This window comes from Leifsonia naganoensis, from assembly GCF_013410615.1.
In the GTDB taxonomy this organism is placed as follows: domain Bacteria; phylum Actinomycetota; class Actinomycetes; order Actinomycetales; family Microbacteriaceae; genus Leifsonia; species Leifsonia aquatica.
Genome location: NZ_JACCHJ010000001.1, coordinates 890552 through 913542 on the forward strand (window position 1 = coordinate 890552; position 22991 = coordinate 913542).

Annotated in this window: 21 protein-coding genes; 9 read left to right on the plus strand and 12 right to left on the minus strand. The window is 70.6% G+C overall.

The features are described 5' to 3' along the window. Positions 1 to 17: 17 nt before the first annotated feature. From HNR14_RS04235 to HNR14_RS04245, 3 genes are all read right to left on the minus strand, one after another. Entirely contained in the window at positions 18 to 2090 is a 2073-nt protein-coding gene (locus tag HNR14_RS04235) for a glycosyltransferase family 39 protein (protein ID WP_179700023.1), read from the minus strand. Between the two features lie 4 nt (positions 2091 to 2094). Then, entirely contained in the window at positions 2095 to 3345 is a 1251-nt protein-coding gene (locus HNR14_RS04240; protein WP_179700024.1) for a bifunctional glycosyltransferase family 2/GtrA family protein, read from the minus strand. 166 nt (positions 3346 to 3511) lie between these two features. Then, entirely contained in the window at positions 3512 to 3715 is a 204-nt protein-coding gene (locus tag HNR14_RS04245) for a cold-shock protein (protein ID WP_179700025.1), read from the minus strand. Positions 3716 to 3872: 157 nt separating this feature from the next. Here HNR14_RS04245 and HNR14_RS04250 point away from each other — a divergent pair, with 157 nt between their 5' ends. Together HNR14_RS04250 and HNR14_RS04255 are read left to right on the plus strand one after the other, a co-directional pair. After that, positions 3873 to 4079 carry a hypothetical protein gene (locus tag HNR14_RS04250; protein ID WP_179699271.1) on the plus strand — a complete coding sequence of 69 codons (207 nt, stop codon included), beginning with the start codon at positions 3873 to 3875 and terminating at the stop codon, positions 4077 to 4079. Between the two features lie 85 nt (positions 4080 to 4164). Further along, on the plus strand, positions 4165 to 4371 hold the full coding sequence (locus tag HNR14_RS04255) for a hypothetical protein (RefSeq protein ID WP_021764467.1): 207 nt from the start codon (positions 4165 to 4167) through the stop codon (positions 4369 to 4371). 31 nt (positions 4372 to 4402) lie between these two features. On the opposite strand, the gene HNR14_RS04260 is transcribed toward HNR14_RS04255, so the two are convergent. Continuing rightward, positions 4403 to 4672 carry a hypothetical protein gene (locus HNR14_RS04260; RefSeq protein ID WP_021764468.1) on the minus strand — a complete coding sequence of 90 codons (270 nt, stop codon included), beginning with the start codon at positions 4670 to 4672 and terminating at the stop codon, positions 4403 to 4405. 66 nt (positions 4673 to 4738) lie between these two features. Continuing rightward, on the minus strand, positions 4739 to 5860 hold the full coding sequence (locus HNR14_RS04265) for a glutamate--cysteine ligase (RefSeq protein ID WP_179700026.1): 1122 nt from the start codon (positions 5858 to 5860) through the stop codon (positions 4739 to 4741). A 122-nt stretch (positions 5861 to 5982) separates the two neighbouring features. On the opposite strand from HNR14_RS04265, the gene HNR14_RS04270 reads away from it, so the two are divergent. Further along, positions 5983 to 6795 (plus strand): hypothetical protein, encoded by an 813-nt coding sequence (locus HNR14_RS04270; protein WP_179700027.1) that lies wholly within the window; start codon positions 5983 to 5985, stop codon positions 6793 to 6795. Between the two features lie 25 nt (positions 6796 to 6820). Here the strand turns inward: HNR14_RS04270 and HNR14_RS04275 are convergent, their stop codons facing one another. The 3 genes from HNR14_RS04275 to HNR14_RS04285 form a co-directional block, all read right to left on the minus strand. Further along, complete coding sequence (locus HNR14_RS04275) at positions 6821 to 7237, minus strand: VOC family protein (RefSeq protein ID WP_179700028.1); 417 nt, start codon at positions 7235 to 7237, stop codon at positions 6821 to 6823. A gap of 75 nt (positions 7238 to 7312) precedes the next feature. Beyond that, positions 7313 to 8476, minus strand: a complete 1164-nt coding sequence (locus HNR14_RS04280) for a cystathionine gamma-synthase (protein WP_179700029.1) — start codon at positions 8474 to 8476, stop codon at positions 7313 to 7315. Positions 8477 to 8571: 95 nt separating this feature from the next. Beyond that, the gene (locus HNR14_RS04285; RefSeq protein WP_179700030.1) at positions 8572 to 9936 is read right to left on the minus strand and encodes a cystathionine beta-synthase; all 1365 of its coding nucleotides are present in this window, start codon (positions 9934 to 9936) and stop codon (positions 8572 to 8574) included. A gap of 64 nt (positions 9937 to 10000) precedes the next feature. Here HNR14_RS04285 and HNR14_RS04290 point away from each other — a divergent pair, with 64 nt between their 5' ends. Beyond that, entirely contained in the window at positions 10001 to 10669 is a 669-nt protein-coding gene (locus HNR14_RS04290; protein ID WP_179700031.1) for a metal-dependent transcriptional regulator, read from the plus strand. 285 nt (positions 10670 to 10954) lie between these two features. Here the strand turns inward: HNR14_RS04290 and HNR14_RS04295 are convergent, their stop codons facing one another. The 4 genes from HNR14_RS04295 to HNR14_RS04310 form a co-directional block, all read right to left on the minus strand. Further along, the gene (locus HNR14_RS04295) at positions 10955 to 12196 is read right to left on the minus strand and encodes an Nramp family divalent metal transporter (RefSeq protein ID WP_179700032.1); all 1242 of its coding nucleotides are present in this window, start codon (positions 12194 to 12196) and stop codon (positions 10955 to 10957) included. 78 nt (positions 12197 to 12274) lie between these two features. Further along, positions 12275 to 13696 carry a mechanosensitive ion channel domain-containing protein gene (locus HNR14_RS04300; RefSeq protein WP_218874968.1) on the minus strand — a complete coding sequence of 474 codons (1422 nt, stop codon included), beginning with the start codon at positions 13694 to 13696 and terminating at the stop codon, positions 12275 to 12277. Beyond that, positions 13689 to 15905, minus strand: coding sequence for an adenylate/guanylate cyclase domain-containing protein (locus HNR14_RS21295; protein WP_179700034.1), 2217 nt, complete (start codon positions 15903 to 15905; stop codon positions 13689 to 13691). The genes HNR14_RS04300 and HNR14_RS21295 overlap by 8 nt, the downstream gene beginning before the upstream one ends. A gap of 241 nt (positions 15906 to 16146) precedes the next feature. Then, the gene (locus tag HNR14_RS04310) at positions 16147 to 18018 is read right to left on the minus strand and encodes an ABC transporter ATP-binding protein (RefSeq protein WP_081703905.1); all 1872 of its coding nucleotides are present in this window, start codon (positions 18016 to 18018) and stop codon (positions 16147 to 16149) included. A gap of 232 nt (positions 18019 to 18250) precedes the next feature. On the opposite strand from HNR14_RS04310, the gene HNR14_RS04315 reads away from it, so the two are divergent. The 5 genes from HNR14_RS04315 (at position 18251) to HNR14_RS04335 (ending at position 22863) form a co-directional block, all read left to right on the plus strand. Beyond that, on the plus strand, positions 18251 to 19534 hold the full coding sequence (locus tag HNR14_RS04315) for an ABC transporter substrate-binding protein (protein ID WP_179700035.1): 1284 nt from the start codon (positions 18251 to 18253) through the stop codon (positions 19532 to 19534). Between the two features lie 85 nt (positions 19535 to 19619). Continuing rightward, positions 19620 to 20657, plus strand: a complete 1038-nt coding sequence (locus HNR14_RS04320; RefSeq protein WP_021760225.1) for a carbohydrate ABC transporter permease — start codon at positions 19620 to 19622, stop codon at positions 20655 to 20657. Continuing rightward, positions 20654 to 21568: a carbohydrate ABC transporter permease gene (locus HNR14_RS04325; RefSeq protein WP_021760227.1), complete on the plus strand. Its 915-nt coding sequence runs from the start codon at positions 20654 to 20656 to the stop codon at positions 21566 to 21568. Before HNR14_RS04320 ends, HNR14_RS04325 begins: the two co-directional genes overlap by 4 nt. 4 nt (positions 21569 to 21572) lie before the next feature. Further along, positions 21573 to 21812 carry a hypothetical protein gene (locus tag HNR14_RS04330; protein ID WP_179700036.1) on the plus strand — a complete coding sequence of 80 codons (240 nt, stop codon included), beginning with the start codon at positions 21573 to 21575 and terminating at the stop codon, positions 21810 to 21812. A 16-nt stretch (positions 21813 to 21828) separates the two neighbouring features. Further along, positions 21829 to 22863, plus strand: coding sequence for a LacI family DNA-binding transcriptional regulator (locus tag HNR14_RS04335; RefSeq protein WP_179700037.1), 1035 nt, complete (start codon positions 21829 to 21831; stop codon positions 22861 to 22863). Positions 22864 to 22991: the final 128 nt, after the last annotated feature.

The following is a 22991-nucleotide window of genomic DNA, read 5'->3' on the forward strand; positions in this document are numbered from 1 at the left end:
GACTTTCCCCCCCTCTGTTACTCGGTCAGGTCGTAGACCGTCACGCCGTCCACCGTCTTCGCGGTGAAGTTCTGCTCGACCCAGCTGGAGATCGCGCTGGAGGCGCTGCTCCCGCCGTTCGACTGGCCGACGCCTCCGGCGATGAAGTAGTGGATCTCGCCCTTCGCGACGTACTCCTCGAACTGCGCCAGTGTCGGGGACGGGTCGGAGCCGTTGAAGCCGCCGATCGGCATCACCGCCTCCTGGGTCGTCAGCTGGTATCCGGCCGCCGAGTTGGAGCCGATGGCCGCGGCCACCCACGTGTAGGAGGAGGCGTCGGCCTTCAGCAGGACCGAGAGCGCCGAGCCCACGGTGCCGGAGGAGAGGAGCGATCCACCGCCGCCGCCCGTGCCGCCCGGAGCTGTCCGGGTCCCGGTGCCGCCAGTGCCGCCAGTCGTGGTGCCGCCGGTCGTGGTGCCGCCGGTGGTCCCGCCCTGGGTCTGGCCCCCGAAGCCGTTGGGCGGGGTGCCGCCCTGTCCGCCGCCGCCGAAGCCGCGGCCTCCCCCTCCACCCGGTCCGCCCATGGAGCCGGTCACGGTCGGTCCGGCCGTGGGGATCGACCCGGTGTGCGCGGTGGTGACGGTCTGGATCGTGTAGGCGAACGGCGCCAGCAGGCCGGCGACGAGCGTGACGGCGATGGTCGCGGTGCGCAGCGCCCGGCCGCGCTGCGGCAGCAGGAGCAGCGCCGCCGCGACAACCGAGAGCACCACGACCAGGACCTTCAGCCACGGCAGCCAATCCGTGGCGCGGTCCAGCAGCACCCAGGCCCAGACTCCCGTGCCGAGCATCACCACGGCCGAGACGATCCGCACCCACAGCCGGTCGCGTGCGCCCCACGCCGATGCCGCGCCGATCGCGACGACGCCGGCCAGAGCCGGGGCGAGCGCGACCGTGTAGTAGGCGTGGAAGATGCCGGCCATGAAGCTGAAGGCGAGCGCGGTCACGACCAGCCAGCCGCCGAAGAGCAGCAGGGTCGCACGCCGGCCGTCGGTGCGCGCCATCCGGCGACCGAGCACCAGCGCCAGCGCGAACAGCACCAGCGCAGCGGGGAGCAGCCAGGTGATCTGGCCGCCGATCTCGCCGTCGAAGAGACGTGTGATGCCGGTGGCGCCCCACATCCCGCCGCCCGTCGTGGCCCCGCCACCGGTGACGCTGCCGGTCTCGTCACCGGTCAGCCGGCCGAGCCCGTTGTAGCCGAACGTCAGCTCCAGGAAGCTGTTGGTCTGCGAACCGCCGATGTATGGCCGCCAGGACGCCGGGACCAGCTCGACGATCGCGACCCACCAGCCGGCGGCCACGACCACGGCGCCGAGCGCGGCGAAGAGGTGCCCGAACCGCTTCCGCCACGAGATCGGCGCCGCGGCCAGATAGACGCCCGCGAGCACGGGCAGGATGAGGAACGCCTGCAGCTGCTTCGTGAGGAAGCCGAAGCCGATCGCGACACCGGCCCACACCACCCAGCGGATGCGGCCCGACTCGATCCCCCGCAGCGTCAGATACGTGGCGAGCGTGAGCAGGAGCACCAGCAGCGCGTCCGGGTTGTTGAACCGGAACATCAGTGCGGCGACCGGGGTGATCGCGAGCACGCCGCCCGCCAGGAGCGCCGTGCGTGCGGTGAAGTGGCGGCGCACCGTGGCGTAGACGAGGCCGACGGTCGCGACGCCCATCAGCGCCTCGGGGAGCAGGATGCTCCACGAGCTCAGCCCGAAGATCCGGACGGAGAGCGCCATGATCCAGAGGCTGGCCGGCGGCTTGTCGACCGTGATGGAGTTGGCCGCATCGCTGGAGCCGTAGAAGAACGCCTCCCAGTTGACGGAGCCCGCCTGCACCGCGGCCGAGTAGAACGAGTTGGCCCAGCCGCTCGCAGCGAGGTCCCACACGTAGAGCAGGAGTGTGACGCCCAGGAGGCCGAGCAGCGCGGGGCGCTCCCAGGCCGCGGCGTCCTCCCGGCCGCGCACGAGACGACGGAGGACGGTGCGGGTGCGGCCGCGCGTTGGGGCCGCCGTCGGGGGCGGCGCCACGGGCGTGGCGGCGGTGGTCGTGGTGGTCATGGTGTCACTCGCTTTCGCTGGTGGTGAGGGAGAGTGTCCGGGAGGCCGCCGGTGCGGCGGCTGCGACCGGTGCGCGGCGGGAGGCGCGGAAGACCCAGAGCCGCAGCAGCACGAACCGCACGAGGGTGGCGACGAGGTTCGCCACCGTGAGCACGACCAGTTGCAGCCGGGCCGAGGCGTCGGGCACGAACGCGTGCAGGCCCAGCAGCGATCCGCTGGTGAGTACCCACGCGATCCCGAAGACGATGAGCCCCTGGAACTGGTGGCGCACCATCCCGGGCCCGCTCACCCCGAAGGTGAAGCGTCGGTTGGCCCAGGTGTTCGCGACCGCGGTGATGAGCAGGGCGGCGAAGTTCGCGACCTGTGGAGCCACGACCGCCTGCAGCAGCAGGTAGAGCAGTGCGTACGCGACGGTCGAGAGCACCCCGACGAGGCCGAAGCGGACGACCTGCCCGAAGAAGCTCGGCGGTCGCGGCGGCGCGAACGGCCGCCTCCCCAGCTCCGCGTAGATCGACTCGACCGGGATGCGGCCGCGGGCAATGTTCGTGCCGACCCGCGCCATCCCCTTGAGGTCCTCGACGGCGGTGCCCATGATGTCGACGGAGCTCTGCGGGTCGTCGACCCAGTCGACCGGGATCTCGTGGATGCGCAGGCCCGACCGCTCGGCGAGGATCAGCAGCTCCGTGTCGAAGAACCAGGCGTCGTCCTCGACAAGCGGGAGGAGGCGCTGCGCGACATCCTTCCTGATCGCCTTGAACCCGCACTGGGCGTCGCTGAACCCGACGGACATCGTCCGCCGGAGCAGCAGGTTGTAGCTGCGCGAGATGAACTCGCGCTTGCCGCCCCGTGTGACCCGCGAGGTGCGGCCGAGCCGCGTGCCGATGGCGAGGTCGGAGTGCCCGGAGAGCAGCGGGGCGACCAGCGGGGGCAGCGCGGCGAGATCGGTGGAGAGGTCCTCGTCCAGGTAGACGAGCACCTCGGCTTCGGAGGCGCCCCACACCTGCTTGAGCGCGCGACCGCGCCCTTTCAGGGGGAGGTGCACCGCGGCGACGCCGCTCAGCTCGCCGGCGAGGCGGTCCGCGATGGCGGCGGTCTCGTCGGTGCTGGCGTTGTCCGCGATGGTGATCCGCCAGGTCTGCTCGACGGAGTCGGTCAGATAGGCGTGGAGCCGGCGGATGGACGACTCGAGCGTCGCCTGCTCGTTGTACACGGGCACGGCGATGTCGAGCGAGAGGGTGGCGGGTTCGTACGACATGCGCACAACCCTCGCGCCGTTACATGCCCGTGACCTTTCGCGGACCTATGCGCGGTTCATGCGTTCTCTGCGGGGTTCCTATGCGCCGTTCCAGGGCGCGCCCGCGGCCGTCGCCGCGCTCGACGGCGAGCGCGGCGGCGGGTCTCGCCGGTGGAGCGGAGGTGCGTCAGGCGGGACGGATGTTCGACGCCTGCAGGCCCTTCGGGCCCTGCGTCACCTCGTACTCGACGCGCTGGTTCTCGGTGAGGTTGCGGTAGCCATCCCCCGAGATCTCACTGAAGTGGGCGAAGACGTCGGGCGAACCGTCGTCCGGGGCGATGAACCCGAACCCCTTCTCCGAGTTGAACCATTTGACGGTGCCAATTGCCATCGTTTTCTGCCTTCTCTTCTGCGCGGGCCACACGGACGGCCCACCGCCAGTGTCCCCCAAGTGCGGCTGAAACGCGAGTATCCCGATCGTTCGTGACGCTTGGTATCCGCGCATCCCGCCCCTTCCCGCGCGGTCGGCACGCGCCTACGATCCAGGCATGACCGATGCGAAGGAGCAATTCCCCGAGACGCCGTCCGGCGAGCCGATCGACGTGGATGCGATCGCCGAGGGCGGCGGGCAGGGCCCGTACGACGCCGACGGCGTGTTCGAGCCCGAGCACGACGAGACCGCCGACGATGACGAGGCGGTCCGCGACGAGGAGTTCGACGGCGTCGACGTGAACCGCCAGGATCCGTACGACTGACGTTCACCCAGCACCCCTTGTCCCCCGGCCGTGTACCCCGCTATGGTCGAGCAAAGCAAGCTGCACGTTCGGGGAGGGGTGCCGCGTGACGACCTATGAGACGCCGATCGGGAATGCGCCGAAGGCAGGGCAGGACATCCATCTGGTCCGCTGGGTTCATCGGGCGGACGGGTGGAGCAGCGAGACGCTGCTGTGCACCTATCTGGCCGGGACGCCCCATGACTGGATCGTGGAGTCGCGCGGGCAGCGCGTCGAGTTGCCGCGCGAGGAATGGGCGCAGTTCGCCTTCTGAGCCGACAGCTCGCCTCTGAGCGACGTGGGCGTCAGAGGCCGGCCTGCGCGGCGAGCACGTCGACGGCCGCGCGCCAATCGACCGACGGGATGCCCTCGCCGGTCTCCTCCTCGCCGGGGAGGCGGGCGACGAAGGTCGGCCACGCCTCGCCCGCGGGATGCTGCTCCTCGACCAGCCCGAGGTAGTCGCCGCCGTAGTACACCTCCCACGCCGCCGTGGAGGTGGGGCTGTACATCAGGGTCAACGGCAGCGAGCCGTAGGTGTAGACGGCATGCTGGTGAGCGAGCTGGTTGTCCGTCATGTTCGGCAGAATAGGCGTCTTCGCCGCCGCGCGGAAGGGACTGTCGCGCCGGTCCCCGGTGTGCCCTCACGCGACGTCGGCATCGTCGCCGTCGTCGTCCTCGGACTGCTCGTGCGTGGCCGCCACCGCGGCATCCACCACGTCCCGCATCCGGCCGCGACGTGCGAACGCCGCGCGCTGCCGGCCCGCCCCTCCCCCGGTGCGCAGGATGCGCGCCAGCCCGCGCCGCACCATCGCGAGGTCGCCCGCCCGCTCCAGCTCGGGCGCGGTGTGGGCGAGCAACGCGGTCACTGCGTCCGCGGCGGTGCCCGCGACGCCGGACTCGGGATGCGGGAGCCCGCCGGTCGTCCCCGTGAGCGCCGCCTGCCACTCGGCGAGCCGTAGAGCGGCCGACGGCAGTGGGACCGGCGGCACCCCGGCACGCCACTGCTGCGCCGCGGTCTCGACGAGCGCGCGCACGAGAGCGGCCAGCACGACGGTGTCCCGGGCATCCAGGCACACATCGGCGACGCGGATCTCGATCGTGGGCTGCTTGTGCGAGAGCCGGGCGTCCAGGTAGAGCATCCCCTTGTCGAGGATCACCCCGGTGTCGACGAGGATCCGCTCGAACAGGTCGTACGCCTCCACCGACCCGAACACGTCCGTCGGGCCGGCGCTCTGCCACTGGTGCCAGACGACGAACCGGTAACTGGCGTGGCCGGTGTCCACGCCGCCCGCGAACGGCGAGTTCGCCGTCAGCGCGAGCAGCACCGGCAGCCAGGTGCGGATGCGGTCGAGCACCGCGACGCCCTCCTCGCGGGAGGCGATGCCGACGTGCACGTGGCAGCCGCAGACGAGAGTGCCGCGGGCCGTCAGCCCGTAGCGCTCCATCATCCGGTCGTACCGGGGGTCGGGTGTGGCGTGCGGGCGCAGCCGACGCGGCGACATCGCGAGCGCCACCGCCCGCGCACCGTGCCGCAGCGCGAGCTGATCGGCAAGTTCGCGGCCCGCGACGATGTCGGCGAGCAGCGTGGTCATGGACAGGTGCGGCCGCGTCTGGGTCTCCAGCATCTCCTGCTGGATCTCGGCGCTGACCGCCGGGCCGTCGCCCTCGGGAGGGGCATCCGCCAGAGCGAGAGGGGCCACCGGCGCCGCGACCCCGCGCGCGTCGACGAGCAGGAGCTCCTCCTCGACCCCGACCGTCCTCACGCCACAACTATGCGCGCGGACCGCCGGGACCGGCAATCCCCGTCCGCCATGAATCGGCCGTGAGACCGGGGCCGCCGGATCGGCTCCTGACGCGGGTCGCGCGGCCCTCTAGACTCGGCCGCATGACGGCTCCCGACGCCTCCGCCCTCGCCGCCCTCTGGGCCACCGCCCTCGCCGGAGAACCGGCCGGCCTGGAGCGGGCGCTCGGTGAGAACAGCAGGCTCCCGGGGCCCCGCGCCGACCTCGAGCTCGCCGCCCGGCTGGCCGACACCGCCGGCGCGACGCCTGCCGCAGACCGGGATGCCGCGCTCGCCCTCCTCGATGGCTGGCTGGCGGATCCCCCACGCTCCGCCGCCGACCTCCCCGAACCGCACCGCGAGTACGTCGCCGCCTGCGCCGCCCTCGCGGCCGGTGCGCTCGGCGAGGTGCCGCTGCTGACCAGGGCCGCGGGCGACGACCGCTGGCGGGTGCGCGAGCTGGCGGCGACCGGGATGCAGCGCATCCTGGACCGGGACTGGACGGGCGGCCTCCAGGAGGTGCGGTTGTGGCTCCGGGGTGACGACGCGCCCGCTCCCCGCGCCCTCCTCGCTCGCGCGGCCGTCGCGGCCGTCGCCGAGCCCCGCCTCCTGAAGCAGGCGCCGCACGGTGCCGAGGCATGCGCGGTCGTCGGCGATGCCATCGACCTGCTGCTCGCCGTCCCCGCGGATCAGCGCCGCGAGCCGGACGTGCGGATCCTGCGCCAAGCGCTCGGCTACGCGGTCAGCGTCGTCGCGGCTGCGGCGCCCGACGAGGGCATCCCGCTGCTCGAACGCCTCGCCACCGCGGCCGACGCGGACGCCCGCTGGATCGCCCGCGAGAACCTGAAGAAGGCCCGGCTGACGGCGCTGGCCGCACGGCTCGACGTGGCGCGGGAGGCGTCGGCGCTGACCACGTGACGGTCCGCGCCGCGATGTCGAGCGCTTAGACCGTGACGGTGCCGTCCTCGGCGAGCGCCCAGCCGGGGTTGTACGCGATCTCCCACACGTGGCCGTCCGGATCGGCGAAATAGCCGGAGTAGCCGCCCCACTCCGCGCGGACCGCCGGCTTCAGGATGCGCGCCCCGGCCGCCTCCGCCTGGGCGAGCACCCGGTCCACGTCGTCCTCGGTGCGCTGGTTGCAGGCGAGGGCGATACCGCTGAACGAGCCGTCGACGGGGGTGCGCGCGTCGGCCGCGAGCTCGCTCCGCGACCAGAGCGCGAACGCCATCCCGGGCAGCTGGTAGAAGACGACACCCTCGGGGGCGTCGGCGGGGCGCCAGCCGAGGCCGTCCTCGTAGAAGGCGCGCGCCCGCGCGAGGTCGTCGACGCCGAGGGTCACGAGACTGAGTCGCTGGTCCATGCGGCGACCCTACTCCGCACCTCCCACAACCCTCGCCGAGCTGGACGCCAAGGCGGCGAGAAGTGACGCGCAGGGTCAGCGGGCCAGGGCCTGATCGATGTCCGCGAGCAGGTCGGCGACGTCCTCGATGCCGACGGAGAGGCGCACGATGTTGTCCGGCACCTCGAGCTCGGTGCCGCGCACCGACGCGTGCGTCATCTCCGACGGGTAGCCGATGAGCGACTCCACGCCCCCGAGCGATTCGGCGAGCTGGAAGACCGTCGTCGACTCGGCGAACGTGCGGGCCGCCGCGGCCCCACCGCTGAGCGCGACCGAGATCATGCCGCCGAAGCCGCTCATCTGGCGGGCGGCGAGGTCGTGCCCGGGGTGGCTCGGGAGGCCGGGGTAGTAGACGGCGTCGACGCCGGCGTGCCCGACGAGCGCCTCGGCGATCGCCTGCGCGTTGGCCGTGTGGCGGTCCATGCGCACCGCCAGCGTCTTGATGCCGCGGATCGTGAGCCACGCATCCATCGGGGCCGACACCGCGCCGGCCGCGAACTGGATGAACTGCACCTTCTCCGCCACCTCCTCGTCCGCGAACACCAGCGCGCCGCCGATGACGTCGGAGTGGCCGCCGAGGTACTTGGTGGTCGAGTGCACGACCACGTCGGCCCCGAACGACAGCGGCTGCTGCAGGGCGGGCGACGCGAACGTGTTGTCCACGACGACGAGCGCGCCGGCCGCGTGCCCCAGCTCGACGAGGGCGGCCAGGTCGCTGATCTTCATCAGCGGGTTGCTGGGCGTCTCGATCCAGAGCACGCGGGTGCGCTCGGTGGTGAGGGCGGCGCGCACGGCGTCGAGGTCGGTCACGTCGACGGTGGTGTTGCCGATGCCCCAGGCCCGGTGGATGCGGTTGATCAGCCGGTGGGTGCCGCCGTAGACGTCGTTGCCGAGCACGACGTGGTCGCCCGGCACGAGCACGGCGCGCAGCAGCGCGTCCTCCGCGGCGAGGCCCGAGGCGAACGACAGGGCGCTCACCCCGCCCTCGAGCGAGGCGAGCAGCGTCTCGAGCGACGTGCGCGTCGGGTTGCCGCCGCGGCCGTACTCGTAGCCGTTGCGCAGGCCGCCGATGCCGTCCTGCACGAAGGTGGAGGTCTGGTAGATCGGCGGGATGATCGCGCCGGTCGTCGGGTCGAACTCCTGGCCCACGTGGATGGCGCGGGTGGCGAAGCCCTGGTTCGTGTCGTGCTCGGCGGTCATGGTGGTGTCTTTCGTGTCGTTCGTGTCGTTCAGTGGGAAGGCCGCGGGGATGCGGGGCGCAGAGGTGCGGGATGCGCGAGCGCACCCCGCACGGCTCAGTCGCTGAGGTAGTTGAGCAGGTCCTGCCGGGTCAGCACCGCGAGCGGCTTGCCGTCCTCCGTGACGAGCAGGGCGTTGGCCGTGCCGAGCGCGGCGCGGGCCGCCGTCACCGGCTCGTTGACGCCGATCAGCGGCAGCGCGTCGCCGATGTGCTTGGCGACCGGGTCGCTCATGGCGGCCCGTCCGCTGAACACGGCGTCGACCAGCGACGTCTCGTCGAGCGCGCCGGCGACCTCGCCCATCACGACGGGCGGCTCGGCGGTCAGCACCGGCAGCTGCGAGACGCCGTACTTGTTCATGATCTGGATGGCGTCGCGCACCGTCTCGGCCGGGTGCGTGTGCACCAGGTCCGGGAGGTCGCCCCGCTTGGTCTTGATGACGTCCTGGACCGTCGACTCGTCCGGCACCTCGCTGAAGCCGTAGGACTGCATCCACTTGTCGTTGAAGATCTTGGCCAGGTAGCCGCGTCCGCCGTCGGGCAGGATGACCACCACGATGTCGTCGGCCGTGAGGCTCTTCGCCGCGCGCAGGGCGGCGACCACGGCCATGCCGCTGGAGCCGCCGACGAGGATGCCCTCCTCGCGCGCCAGGCGCCGGGTCATGTGGAACGACTCGGCGTCGGTCACCGGGATGACCTCGTCCACCACGGTGGGGTCGTAGGCGGTCGGCCAGAAATCCTCGCCGACGCCCTCGACCAGGTAGGGTCGCCCGGTGCCGCCTGAGTAGACGGAGCCCTCGGGGTCGGCGCCGATGATGCGCACCGCGCCCTCCGACACCTCCTTGAGGTAGCGGCCGGTGCCGGAGATGGTGCCACCCGTCCCGACGCCCGCGACGAAGTGCGTCACCCGGCCGTCGGTGTCGCGCCAGATCTCGGGACCGGTGGTCTCGTAGTGGCTGCGCGGTCCGTTGGGGTTCGCGTACTGGTTGGGTTTGAAGGCCCCCGGGATCTCGGCCGTCAGGCGGTCCGAGACGGAGTAGTAGGAGTCGGGATGCTCGGGCGGCACCGACGTCGGCGTCACCACGATCTCCGCCCCGTAGGCGGTCAGGACGTTGCGCTTGTCCTCGCCCACCTTGTCGGGCAGCACGAACACGCACCGGTAGCCGCGCTGCTGGGCGATGAGCGCCAGCCCCACGCCGGTGTTGCCGCTCGTCGGCTCCACGATGGTGCCACCGGGCTTCAAGTGGCCGTCCCGCTCCGCAGCGTCGATGATGCGGCTCGCGATGCGGTCCTTGGAGGATCCTCCGGGGTTCAGGTACTCGAGCTTGACGAGCACCGTCGCCGCGATCCCCTCGGTCAGCCGGTTGAGCTTCACGAGCGGGGTGTCGCCGACCAGGTCTGTGATGGTCTCTGCGTACTTCACGGCTCCAACGGTAACAGCGCGGGCACCGCGGATCGATCCTGTTACAGCCCGTAGACTTTCGTGCATGCCCGTGTCCGACCTCTCGCCCGTGGCGCAGGACTACCTGAAGTTCATCTGGTCCGCCACCGAATGGGAGGGCGATCCCGTCACCGTGAAGCAGCTCTCCGAGCGGATGGGCGTGCGCGCGGCGACGGTCTCCGACGGCATCCGCCGCCTGACCGAGCAGGGCCTCCTGGCCCACGAGCCCTACGGCGGCATCGAGCTGACCGAGGAGGGCCGGCGGCACGCGGTCGCGATGGTGCGCCGTCACCGCCTCATCGAGACCTTCCTGGTGGAGGAGCTCGGCTACGGCTGGGACGAGGTGCACGACGAAGCCGAGGTCCTGGAGCACGCCGTCTCGGACGACCTCGTCGAGCGCATCGACCGCCGCCTCGGCTTCCCGGCCCGCGACCCGCACGGCGACCCCATCCCCACCGCGGACGGCCAGCCCCGGAGGCCCGACGCCGTCCCGCTGCTGTCTGCGCAGACCGGCGTGGAGGTCGTGGTGGCGCGCATCTCGGACGCCGACCCGGCCATCCTGCGCTACCTCGGCGAGCTCCGCATCGGCCTCGACACCGCGCTGACGGTGGACGAGCACCGCGAGTTCGCGGGCGACGTCACCGTGCGCACCGCCGACGCCACGATCGTGCTGGGCGCGACCGCCGCCGCGGCCGTCTGGGTCGTCACCGCCTGACCCGCTCTCCCGCGCGCTGCCGCGGCGCCGCTCCCGGAGGACATACCGGCCCGGATCGGCCACGGCGGCGCAGGTAACGGAGGACATCCGTCGCGACCCGTCGTCCCGGCGCAGCTCAGGGAGGACATCAGCCCCAGTCCACCCCCGATCTCCTCCCCTGGCTGCATCGCCACGGGCGCAGCGAACGGAGGAGATCCCGGGCCCGAGCGTCCCGCACCTCCTCCGTTGCCCGCTCTCCCGCGGCGTGTCGCGCGAAGACTCCTCCGTTCGCCACGCCCCGTCGCCTCACGCTCCGGTCACGGTCAGCACGACGAGCGCGAGGTTGAGCACCACGACCAGGCCAGCCACGATCCCCCCGGCCACGCGCACCCAGACCGCGTCGGCGCGCTCGCCCATGACCTCCTTCGACCCGGTCAGCCGCAGCAGCGGGATCATCGCGAACGGGATGCCGAGGCTCAGGAAGACCTGCGAGAGCACGAGCGCCCAGGTCGGGTCGACGCCGGCGGCGAGGATGACCACGGCCGGGATGAGCGTCACGACCCGCCGGGCCAGCAGCGGAACGCGCACCTTCAACAGGCCGCCCATGATCGTGGCGCCCGCGTAGCTGCCCACCGACGTGGAGGCGAGGCCCGATGCGAGCAGGCCGATCGCGAAGACGACGCCGACGACCGGTCCGAGCGCCGAGGAGATCGCGGCGTGCGCGCCCTCGATGGAGTCCGTCCCGTCGACGCCGCGCAGCGACGCTGCCGCCACGAGCAGCATCGCGATGTTGACGGCGCCGGCCAGGATGAGCGCGAGCACAACGTCCAGGCGCGTCGCGCGCAGCAGTGTGCGCACCCGCCCCGCGTCGGCCGAGACGCCGTGACGGTCGCGGGCGAGCGCCGAGTGCAGGTAGATCGCGTGGGGCATCACGGTCGCCCCGAGCATGCTCGCCGCGAGCAGCACGGTGGGCGCACCGTCGAACCGCGGCACCAGGCCCCCGGCCGCCGCACCCCAGTCGACCGGGCTGACGAACATCCCGGCGAGGAATCCCACCGCGATGACGCCGAGCAGCGTGATCACGACGACCTCGAAGGGCCGCTGCCCCCGGCGCGACTGGATGCTGAGGATGCCGATGGACGCGATCCCGACGATGAGACCGCCGATCGGCAGCGGCAGGCCGAACAGCAGGTTGAGCGCGATCGCACCGCCGATCACCTCGGCGATGTCGGTCGCGGCGGCGACGAGCTCCGCCTGCACCCAGTACGCCCGCCGGGATCCGGTGCCGAGCCGCGAGCCCAGCAGTTCCGGGAGGCTCTTGCCGGTGACGATGCCGAGCTTCGCCGACTGGTACTGCACGAACACCGCGATCGCGTTCGCGGCGACGAGCACCCACACGAGCAGGTAGCCGTACTGGGCGCCGGCCGTCAGGTTGGCGGCGACGTTGCCCGGGTCGACGTAGGCGATGGCGGCGACGAACGCCGGTCCCAGGAGGAACAGCAGCCGGGCGCGGGAGCCGGCGGCTCGCTCCGTCGTCGTGACCGCCATCTACGCCCTCCCGAACTCAAGTGTTAGCCTAGGCTAACACTTGACGAGAGCGCGCCGCGAGGACTCCCGCTCGACGCGTCAGCGGCGCAGTCCCCGTGTCTCTGAGACGTCCCCACCGGCCCGCTCGGCCATGGCCTTGCGGTTGTCGATCGTCTGGCCGATCTCGCGCGCCAGGAGTGGACGGCGTCGCACGAGCTCCTCCAGCACCGGCACGGGCACCGTGACCAGCGTGACGTCGGTGAGCGCCACCACCGAGGTGAACAGCTTCTCGCCCGTCAGCGCGGTCAGCCCGATGTAGTCGTTGACGCCGAGCTGGCCGAGCGGCAGCAGCGAGCCGTCCTCCGCCACAGCGTCGAGCCGGGCCTCCCCCACCGCGATCACGCCGGTGGAGTCCGGGATGCCGCCGGCGCGCTGGATGGTCTCCCCCGCCCCGTAGCGCTCGAGTGTCGCGCGCGACGCGAACTCCTCGACCTCGTCCTCGGCGATGTGCAGGGTGGCCGCCACCCGTGCCAGCAGCTCGCGCAGGCGTTCCGGCGTGCGGTAGTCGTCGGTGAGGTCGCCGTCGAGGTGCAGCTCGGCCCGGCGCGCCGCGTACCAGAGCCACGTGAGGAACAGCGCCAGGGTCTGGTCACCCTGCGACGGACTGTCGACCGGGATATCGATCTGGTACTTCCCGCCGCCCACCGGGTACGCGGCGGGCGACGCCTCCCGGGCCAGCATCGGCAGCTCAGCCGCCACCGTCCGCAGCAGCCGCACCACGTCCTGCGGGGCGTCGTCCGTCGTGAAGGTCAGGGTGGACGACAGCAGGAAGGGGCCGGGCGCCTTCGACAGGTTCGTGAACGACGCGTCGGCGAGGGAGCCGTTCGGCACGATCTGGATGCCGTTACCGGTGTCGATGTGGACCGCTCGCCAGTTCACCTCGATCACCCGGCCGCGCACGCTTCCGGTGTCGAGCCAGTCGCCGAGCCGGAAGGGCTGTTCGAAGAGCAGGAACAAACCGGAGACGATGGGGCCGACCGCGTTCTGCAGTGCGAGGCCGATGACGATCGAGCTCACCCCGAGCGCCGTGAACAGGCCGCCGACGTCTGCGCCCCAGACCCAGGCGAAGAGCACGGCCAGGCAGATCACGATGAGCAGCAGCCGCACGATGTCGACGAAGATCGACGGGATGCGCGCCCGCCACGAGCCGCGGTCGGCCGTCGCGAACAGGGCCACGTTCAGCCCGTTGAGCAGCACGAGGATGAGCAGGAAGCCGAAGACCGTCGCGACCACCTTCGTCGACGTCACGTCGCGCGAGCCGAGGTCCACTTGGCTCAGCAGGATCAGCAGCGCCCCCAGCGGGAGCACGTAGTTGCGCACCAGACGCACGATCTTCGCCGCCGGGTTGCCGCGCCGCGTCATCCACGCGATCAGCTCGGTCAGCACGAGCAGCACGACCGGCAGTCCGATCACGATGATCAGCGCGGGCCAGAACCACGGCTGGCCGGTGATGTCAGACACGCGCCGCCTCCGCATCGATGCGCCAGACCCGCACGCGACCGGTCTGCGTCTCCAGCACTCCCGAATCGGAGTAGCCGACGGAATCCGGGAGGGAGTCGACGACCCGTTGCGTCAGGTAGATGCCCGGGCGGCTGGAGACGTCCTGCACCCGGTGCGCGAGGTTCACGGCGTCGCCCCACATGTCGTAGACGACGCTGGTCCGGCCGACGAGGCCGCTCGTCACCGTGCCGCTGTCGATGCCGGCGCGCAACTTGAGCTCGATGCCGTTCTGGGCGCCGTAGCGGTCGAGGATGCCCTGCATCGCGATCGCGAACTCCACCATCCGCCTGGCGTTGTCGACCCGAGGGACGGTGAGTCCACACGAGGCCAGGTACCCCTCCTGCCGCGTCGTCCGCACCCGCTCGACCCCGTGCTTCTCGGCCGCCTCGTCGAAGCTGCGGACGATGCTGTTGAGCAGCGCGAGCGACTCCGCCGAGTCCTTGCCGCGGGCGTAGTCGTCGAAGCCGGCGATGTCGGCGAAGAGCACCGTGACGTCCTGGTGATCCTCCGCGATCGTCTCGTCGCCCTGCCGGTACCGCTTGGCGACGCCCTCGGGCATCAGGGTGAGCAGGAGCCGCTCGTGCTCCTCCTGCTCCGCCTCGAGCAGGTCCGCCTTCACCTGGAGGCTGCGCGACATGTCATTGAACGCCGTGCCGAGGTCCGCGATCTCGTCGCGCGACTTCGTGTCGACCTGCACGCCGACCTCCCCCGCCGCCACCCGTTTCACCGCGTCGAGGAGGCGGCGGAGCGGTCGCAGGAACACCTGCGCGAGCAGCAGAGACAGCAGGCAGACCACGAGCACGAGGGCCGCGGTCGAGAGTACGAGGTTGCGGGTGAAGTCGGCCGCCGGGGCGAACGCCTCCGACGTGTCCTCGCGGGCGACGATCACCCAGTTGAGGCCCTGGATGTCGAGGGGCGCGTAGGCGGCGAGGTTCTCCTTGCCGACATAGCTCGCCCCGATGGAGGTCCCCGTCTTCCCCTTCAGGGCGTTGTTCACCGCGATCGTGTTCACCGGCTGCAGGAGCACCGTGCCCTTGACGTCGACGATCCGCTTCGCGACCGCGGGCGGCGTTCCGGCCGCGATCGCCTGCTGCGCGTACGACTTCGGGTCCTGGATGAGGAGCCGCGACGCCGATCGCATCGTCTTGTCCGGCCCGGCGATGTAGACCTCGCCGGTCGAGCCGAGCCCCTGCTTCGCCCAGCCCTCGTTGCCCGTCATCACGTTGTTGATGGTGTCGATGTTGATCTGGAAGGCGAGCACGCCCGTGAGCGTGCCGTCCTGACCGACCGGCGAGACGACCCAGATCGTCGGAACGCCGAGCGACGGGAGGTACCGCTCGAAGTCCGTCGTCACGGTCGCGTCGAGCGTGTTGGTGGTGAGCACCTGCTGGTAGGCCGTCGACAGCAGCGAGTTCTTGTAGGGACCGGTGAGGACGTTGGTGCCCAGGTCGGTGCCCTTATACGCCGAGTAGACGACGTCGCCCTGCGTGTTCAGCAGCAGGGCATCGTCGAAGTTGAGGTTGGTGACCAGATCGCTGAAGTAGTGGTTGTACTGCGCGTTCGCGGCCGACCAGGCGCTCCCGTCCCCCGCGTCCGTCTGGGCGATGGCCTTGTCGTAGTCGAGCTTGTACGGCGCCGTGTAATACGACTGCAGGTAGGCGCCTGCGCCTTCGGGCGTGAATCCGTCGGCGGAGTACGTGTTCTCGCTGCGCTTGTCGAGCGCCGGCACGAACGTGTCCGCGTAGAAGGCGTCGAGCGCCTGCGACCGTGCGGGCGGCAGCATCGCCGTCCCGAGCTGCGCGAACGCGTCGTTGAACGCGGCCGACGCGTCGATCGCGCTCTGGTTGCTGGAGCCGAGCACCACCGCCGAACGCACGTTGGCGAACACGCGCTCGATCTCCGCCGCCCGCGTCTCCCGCACGCTCGTCAGCTGCTTGAGAGCCGCCTCCTTGAGCGAGTCGGTGGCGTTCACGTAGCCGATGACGCCCGTGACCAGCACCGAGAAGATGCTCACCCCGAGCAGCATCAGCAGGAGCTTCGACTGGATGCTGAGCCCGCCTCGGCGCCGGCGCCGCGGCGTAGCGGGTGGCGGGGCGGACGTCGGCGGTGCGGAACCGGGCGGCGTCGCCTCGGGCGGAACAGATGCGGTCTCGAGCGTGTCGGCGGTCACGCGGTCCCCTTTTGTCGCGCAGAACTCGGCATACAACTGTGCTCGCACGCTATGCCCGCCCCGCCAGCACATCTAGTCCCGGCCGGAAAACCGGAACTTCCGACGCTCCCGGCCGCACACCGTAACTCCGGCGATCCCGCCACCCGGCCACCCATCCACCGGAATTACGGCGAACTGAGCGGCGCGTCGCCGAGATTTCCGGAGTTACGGAGTGCGGCGGACGCATCCCCGCCCCGCCGCCTCACGCCTCCGGGCTGAGGGACCCTTCGATCTGCTCGCGGTAGAGCTTCGTGTAGACGCCGCCGGCCTCGAGCAGTTCCCGGTGCGTGCCGCGCTCGACGATCTGCCCGTGGTCGACGACGAAGATCACGTCGGCCGCGACGATGGTGGAGAGGCGGTGGGCGATGGCGATCGTGGTGCGGCCGCGGGAGGCCGTGTCCAGCGCCTGCTGCACCACGCGTTCGGAGATGGTGTCGAGGGCGCTGGTCGCCTCGTCGAGGATGAGCACCTCGGGGTCTTTGAGCAGCACGCGCGCGATGGCGATGCGCTGCTTCTCGCCGCCGGAGAGCCGGTAGCCGCGCTCCCCCACGATCGTCGCGTACCCGTCGGGGAAGCTCACGATCGTCTCGTGGATGTTCGCCTGCCGGGCGGCCGCCTCCAGCTCCTCCTGCGTCGCGTCCGGCCGGGCGTACCGGAGGTTCTCGGCGATGGTCGCGTGGAACAGATACGTCTCCTGGCTGACCACGCCGATGTGCGAGACGAGCGACTCCTGCTGCAGCCCGCGGATGTCCGACCCGCCGAACAGGATGCGCCCGCTCGTCGCGTCGTAGAACCGCGGAATGAGGTACGAGACGGTGGTCTTCCCCGCACCGCTCGGCCCGACGAAGGCGGCGAACTCGCCCGCTCGGATCGTGAACGACACGTCGTCGAGCGTGTTGCGCTCGCCCTCGCGCGCGTCCGGGTAGCGGAAGACGACGTGGTCGAACTCGATGCGGCCGAGGTCGCGCTCGGGGTCGACCGGCACGGCGTCGGGGCGGTCGGCGATGGCGGGCTTCAGGTCGAGGTACTCGAAGATGCGCGCGAACAGCGCACCCGAGGTCTGCAGGTCGAGCGCGACCCGCATCAGCGCGAGCAGCGGGAAGAGGAGGCGCGCCTGCACGGTCGTGAACGCGACGATCGTTCCGGCCGTGATGTCCGTCGCGCCGCCCAGGATGAGCCAGCCCGAGACCACGTAGACGATCGCCGGGATGGACGACAGGAAGATGTTCACCATCGCGAAGAACCACTGGCCGCTCATCGCCTGCGACACCTGCAGGCGGATCTGGTTCTCGTTCTCGTCGGAGTAGCGCTGCACCTCGGCGCCCTGCCGGTTGAAGCTCTTCGAGAGCAGGATGCCCGAGACGCTCAGGGTCTCCTGCGTGATCGCGGTCATGTCCGACAGCGACTCCTGCGTGCGCGTCGCGATCCGCGCACGCACCTGGCCCACCCGCCGCTGCGCGATCACGAGGATCGGCATCAGGACCACCGCGACGATCGTCAGTTGCCAGTTGAGCAGCAGCATCGCGACCAGCGCCGCGATCACGGTCACGGTGTTGCCCAGGATGCTCGACATCGTGTTGGTGAGCACGCTCGCCACCCCGCCGACGTCGTTCTGCAGCCGGGACTGGATGATGCCGGTCTTGGTCTTCGTGAAGAAGCTCAGCTCCATCGACTGCAGGTGCGAGAAGAGGCGCACGCGCAGCGCCCCCATCACCTTGTTGCCGACGGAGGCCGTGAGGTAGGTCTGCCAGACGCCGAGCAGCGCGGAGCCGACGAAGACCACGATCATCGCGACCACGATCTCGATCAGCACGGGCATGTCGGGGCCGCCCTTGGGGAAGAGGCCGTCGTCGAAGGCCCGCTGGGTCAGGAGGGGCGGGATGACCGACAGGGCCGCGCCGACCAGCACGAGCACCATCGTGACGATGATGGCGGTGCGGTGCGCGGCGAACAGCGAGACGATCCGGCGGAACAGGTGCGGGATCTTCGGCGCCGTCGCGTTGAGCGCCTTCTGCGCCTCGGCGTCGCCGCCGCTCACGCGCGACCGCATCCCGCCGCCGCCTCCGCCGCCCATGCCCATCCCGCGCATCCCGCTCACGGCCTCAGCCTAACTCCGCCGTGCGACGCGCCCGTCCGCGGCGCGTATGACCGGTCCCACGCATCCCCGTCCCCCACCCGAGGGTGGAACCCCGTGACGGAACCGTGATGCAAGCGCTTGACGTAAACGCTTGCATCGACGCGCGGACCGGGGGTACGGTGACGGCGGGCGCACCCGCGCCCGCACCAAGAGCTCAATGAGGAGTGAAATGAAAGCAGCACGTCTCTCCGTGGTCGCGGGAGTCGCCCTGGTCGGCCTCGCGCTTGCCGGTTGCACGGGTGGGGGATCGGGAGGAAGCAGCAGCGGCGACGCCAGCCAGAACCTCACGGGCAAAGGCCCCATCACCTACGTGCAGGGCAAGGACAACTCGAACGTCGTCCGCCCCCTGATCGAGAAGTGGAACTCCGCCCACCCCGACGAGAAGGTCACCTTCAAGGAGCAGACCGACCAGGCGGACCAGCAGCACGACGACCTCGTGCAGCACTTCCAGGCGAAGGACTCCAACTACGACGTCGTCGATGTCGACGTGGTGTGGACGGGTGAGTTCGCGGCGAAGGGCTGGCTGCAGCCGCTGACCGGCGACTTCAAGATGGACAACTCGTCCCTCCTCGCCCCGACGGTCAAGTCGGGCACCTACAACGGCACGCAGTACGCGGCGCCGCAGACCTCCGACGGCGGCATCCTGTACTACCGCAAGGACCTCGTGCCCACGCCGCCGAAGACCTGGGACGACATGCTCAAGGACTGCGACATCGCCAAGGCCAACGGGATCGGCTGCTACGCCGGTCAGTTCGCCCAGTACGAGGGCCTGACGGTGAACGTGGCCGAGGCCATCAACACCAACGGCGGCACCATCGTCGGCGACGACGGCAAGACGGTGACGGTCGACAGCAAGGAGGCCAACGCGGGTCTGTCCCGCCTGGTCGACGGCTTCAAGAACGGCCAGATCCCGGCCGAGGCCATCACCTACCAGGAGGAGCAGGGCCGGCAGGCGTTCGAGGCCGGCAAGCTGCTGTTCCTGCGCAACTGGCCGTACGTCTACAACCTGGCCAAGACCGACGGCTCCTCGACGGTGAAGGACACCTTCGGCGTCGCTCCGCTGCCGGGCGTCTCGGCCGACAAGCCGGGCGTCTCCAGCCTGGGCGGTCACAACGCGGCCATCAGCGTGTACTCCAAGCACAAGGCGACCGCGTTCGAGTTCCTCAAGTTCCTGCAGAGCGAAGAGACGCAGAAGTTCTTCGTCACGCAGGGATCGCTGGCCCCGGTCCTGTCGTCGCTGTACGACGACGCTGACCTGAACACCCAGCTGCCGTACCTGTCCACCCTGAAGACGTCGATCGAGAACGCGGTGCCGCGTCCCGTCTCGCCGTTCTACCCGGCCATCACCAAGGCCGTTCAGGACAACTCCTACGCCGCCCTCAAGGGCGACAAGACGGTCGACCAGGCGCTGAAGGACATGGCGTCGGCGATCCAGACGGCCAGCCAGGGCTGACCCGGCCGGTCCACCGGTCACCGGGCGGCGGGATCCTTCCCGCCGCCCGGTCCCCCTCTCTTCTGCCACGTCACCGGAGGCACACATGTCAGCGTCGAACGTCGTCGCCCCCTCATCCACCAATCAGAGCGGCAAACCACCGGTCCGGGCCGGTATCAAGAAGAACAGGCGCCAGCAGAGCCGCTGGGCCCTCTACCTGATCATCCCGACACTCATCCTCCTGGCCGTCGTCATCGGCTACCCGGTCGTGACCGCCATCGTCATGTCCTTCCAGAAGGATGCCGGCCTCGACCCGGCCACCGGCCTGTTCGTCCAGGGCGGCTTCGCCGGATTCCAGAACTACGCGCACTGGCTGTTCCAGCAGTGCATGGGGACGGACGGCAACACCATCGCGTGCCCGCCCGGCAACCTGGGCTCCACCTTCTGGAACGCCGTGTTCGTCACCTTCTTCTTCACCGTGACGACCGTCATCCTCGAGACCGTCCTCGGCCTCTGGTTCGCCCTCATCATGAACCGCGCGTTCCGCGGCCGCGGCTTCGTCCGCGCCGCGATCCTGGTGCCGTGGGCCATCCCGACCGCCGTCACCGCGAAGCTGTGGTTCTTCATCTTCTCGGTCGCCGGCATCGCCAACGCGATCCTCGGGGCGCACATCCTCTGGACCAGCGACGAATGGGCCTCCCGGTTCGCGGTGATCATCGCCGACACCTGGAAGACCACGCCGTTCATGGCCCTGCTGATCCTGGCGGGTCTGCAGCTGATCCCCGAAGACGTCTACGAGGCCGCCAAGATGGACGGCGCGTCCACCCTGCAGCGGTTCTGGCGGGTCACGATGCCGCTGCTCAAGCCGGCGCTCATGGTCGCCATCCTGTTCCGCGTCCTCGACGCCCTCCGCATCTACGACCTGCCGGCCATCCTCACCGGCGGTGGAGGAGGTACGGGCCATGCCACCACGACCTTGTCGATCCTGGTCATCGACCAGATCAGGCAGGGCTTCAACAGCGCGGCCGCCCTCTCCACCATCACGTTCATCATCATCTTCCTGGTCGCGTTCATCTTCGTCCGAATACTCGGGACGAACGTCGTGAGAACGCAGGAAGCCCAGCAGAAGGGTGCGAAGCAATGACCGCAGTCGCCGGCCCCGCCGCCGCCACCGCCGAGGCGAACGCCCTCCCCCGCACCCAGACGAAGAGGAAGGGCGCCTCCCGCCGCCGCAACGCGGGCGTCCGCACGGGCGTGCAGGCCGTCGTCATCGTCCTGTGGTGCTTGCTGCCCTTCTACTGGATGGTCGTCACCTCGTTCCGGGATGTCGGCTACACCTTCGACACGACGCCGTGGTTCACGCACTTCACGTGGGACAACTACGCGACCGCGTTCTCGACCAACCTCGGCAACCACCTCGGTCAGGCGCTGCTGAACTCGCTGATCATCGGCGTGTGCGTCACGGTCGTCTCGCTGGTGTTCGGCATCTTCGCCTCCTACGCCCTGGCGCGGCTCGATTTCCGGTTCAAGGGCATCGTGCTCGGCATCATCCTGGCCGCCTCGATGTTCCCGGGCGTCGCGCTCATCACGCCGCTGTTCCAGCTGTTCACGAGCATCGGCTGGATGGGCACCTATCAGGCGCTGATCATCCCGCAGATCTCGTTCGCGCTGCCGCTGACGGTCTACACGCTCTCCTCGTTCTTCCGGGAGATGCCGTGGGACCTCGAGGAGGCGGCGCGGATCGACGGCTGCACCCAGGCGCAGGCGTTCCGCAAGATCATCCTGCCGCTGGCGGCCCCGGCCGTCTTCACGACAGCGATCCTGGCGTTCATCTCGTCGTGGAACGAGTTCCTGATCTCCAGCCAGCTGTCGAGCGACGCGACCCAGCCGGTCACGGTGGCCATCGCCTCCTTCACCGGCAGCCAGCCGCACCAGGAGCCGTACACCGCCGTGATGGCAGCCGGTACGATCGTGACCGTCCCCCTCATCATCCTGGTGCTGATCTTCCAGCGCCGGATCGTCGCGGGGCTCACCGCCGGCGGAGTGAAGGGCTGAGCAGATGCGCTGGAGCGATCCGAGAGAAGCCGTCGACGTCGGGATCGGCTTCGTCGGCTTCTTCGCGGTCGCGTTCTTCGTCATCACGCTCGTCTGCGAGCTGACCGGCCAGCCGGCGCTCGTCTGGGCACTGATCACCCTGGTCCTGGTGCTGCTCTTGATCGCGCTCTGGCAGGCGCGCCGCCGCATCCTGGCGGCGCGCCTCCGAGCGCAGCAGGAGCACGCCGCGCCCGAGCAGCTCTGAGCGACCGACCATGCGGATGCCCGGGATCGAGGAGGTCGCGCGCGCGACCGGCGTCTCGACAGCGACCGTCTCGCGGGCGCTCCGCGGCCTCCCGAACGTCTCCGACACGACGCGCGCGGCGGTGCGGAGGGCGGCTGACGAGCTCGGCTACGTCGCGTCCTCCAGCGCCTCCGGTCTCGCGAGCGGCCGCACGCTCGCGCTCGGGGTGGTGGTCCCGTCGGTGAGCCGCTGGTTCTACACGCAGGTGATGGAGGGCGTCGACGCCGAGCTGCGCGCCGCCAGCTACGACATGATCCTGTTCAACCTCGGCGGCCACCGCGGCGACCGGGAACGGGTGTTCCACCGCAGCATCCTGCGCAAGCGCACCGACGCCCTGCTCGCGCTCTGCCTCGACTTCACCGTGGAGGAGCGCGAGCAGCTGGCCTCCCTCGGCCACCCGACGATCGTGGTGGGCGGCCCGGTGAAGGGTCTGCGGAGCGTCGGCATCGACGAGCGCAGCACCGCGCGCCGTGCGACCGAGCACCTCCTGAGCCTCGGCCACACCGAGATCGCGCATCTCGGCGGCGAGGACGAGGAGGGGCTCAACAGCCAGGTGCCGGCCGGGCGGCTGCGCGGCTTCACCATCGCGATGCGGGCGGCGGGGCTGCCGGTGCGGCCCGAGTGGACCGTGCCGGGCGGTTTCGCGCTCCCGGCCGCGCGGGCGGCCATGAACCGGCTGCTCGACCGTCCCGGTCCACGGCCCACCGCGGTGTTCGCCGGGTCGGACGAGATGGCGTTCGGGGCGATCCTCGCCGCGGGCGATCACGGGCTCAGCGTGCCGGGCGATCTGTCCGTCATCGGCATCGACGACCATGACTTCTCCGAGTCGTTCGGGCTGACCACGATGGCGCAGAGCCCGTTCGAGCAGGGCGCCGTCGCCGCGCGCATCCTGCTCGACGAACTCGGCGGCGGCGAGCCGCGCCGCGGGTCGGTGCGCTCCCCCGTCTCGCTCGTCGTGCGGTCCTCGACGGCCCCTCCGCGCGGCGTGTACCGAGCAGCCCCGTCCATCTGAAAGAATGTTTCTGCGCCGCTGCTGCGGATCGCGCCTTTCGGGTAGGCACGATCGAGTGCGCAGCGGCTGTTCGCTCCTGGCTCTCCTAGGCCTCGACGCGAGAAGGGCCGCCCTGACTAGGACAGGGC

Excerpts from the sequence above, each read along its gene's own strand:
- HNR14_RS04235 (WP_179700023.1), bottom strand. The coding sequence starts at position 2,090 with ATGACCACCACGACCACCGCCGCCACGCCCGTGGCGCCGCCCCCGACG.
- HNR14_RS04240 (WP_179700024.1), bottom strand. The coding sequence starts at position 3,345 with ATGTCGTACGAACCCGCCACCCTCTCGCTCGACATCGCCGTGCCCGTG.
- HNR14_RS04245 (WP_179700025.1), bottom strand. The coding sequence starts at position 3,715 with ATGGCAATTGGCACCGTCAAATGGTTCAACTCGGAGAAGGGGTTCGGG.
- HNR14_RS04250 (WP_179699271.1), top strand. The coding sequence starts at position 3,873 with ATGACCGATGCGAAGGAGCAATTCCCCGAGACGCCGTCCGGCGAGCCG.
- HNR14_RS04260 (WP_021764468.1), bottom strand. The coding sequence starts at position 4,672 with ATGACGGACAACCAGCTCGCTCACCAGCATGCCGTCTACACCTACGGC.
- HNR14_RS04270 (WP_179700027.1), top strand. The coding sequence starts at position 5,983 with ATGACGGCTCCCGACGCCTCCGCCCTCGCCGCCCTCTGGGCCACCGCC.
- HNR14_RS04275 (WP_179700028.1), bottom strand. The coding sequence starts at position 7,237 with ATGGACCAGCGACTCAGTCTCGTGACCCTCGGCGTCGACGACCTCGCG.
- HNR14_RS04280 (WP_179700029.1), bottom strand. The coding sequence starts at position 8,476 with ATGACCGCCGAGCACGACACGAACCAGGGCTTCGCCACCCGCGCCATC.
- HNR14_RS04290 (WP_179700031.1), top strand. The coding sequence starts at position 10,001 with ATGCCCGTGTCCGACCTCTCGCCCGTGGCGCAGGACTACCTGAAGTTC.
- HNR14_RS04295 (WP_179700032.1), bottom strand. The coding sequence starts at position 12,196 with ATGGCGGTCACGACGACGGAGCGAGCCGCCGGCTCCCGCGCCCGGCTG.
- HNR14_RS04310 (WP_081703905.1), bottom strand. The coding sequence starts at position 18,018 with ATGGGCGGCGGAGGCGGCGGCGGGATGCGGTCGCGCGTGAGCGGCGGC.
- HNR14_RS04315 (WP_179700035.1), top strand. The coding sequence starts at position 18,251 with ATGAAAGCAGCACGTCTCTCCGTGGTCGCGGGAGTCGCCCTGGTCGGC.
- HNR14_RS04320 (WP_021760225.1), top strand. The coding sequence starts at position 19,620 with ATGTCAGCGTCGAACGTCGTCGCCCCCTCATCCACCAATCAGAGCGGC.
- HNR14_RS04325 (WP_021760227.1), top strand. The coding sequence starts at position 20,654 with ATGACCGCAGTCGCCGGCCCCGCCGCCGCCACCGCCGAGGCGAACGCC.
- HNR14_RS04330 (WP_179700036.1), top strand. The coding sequence starts at position 21,573 with ATGCGCTGGAGCGATCCGAGAGAAGCCGTCGACGTCGGGATCGGCTTC.
- HNR14_RS04335 (WP_179700037.1), top strand. The coding sequence starts at position 21,829 with ATGCCCGGGATCGAGGAGGTCGCGCGCGCGACCGGCGTCTCGACAGCG.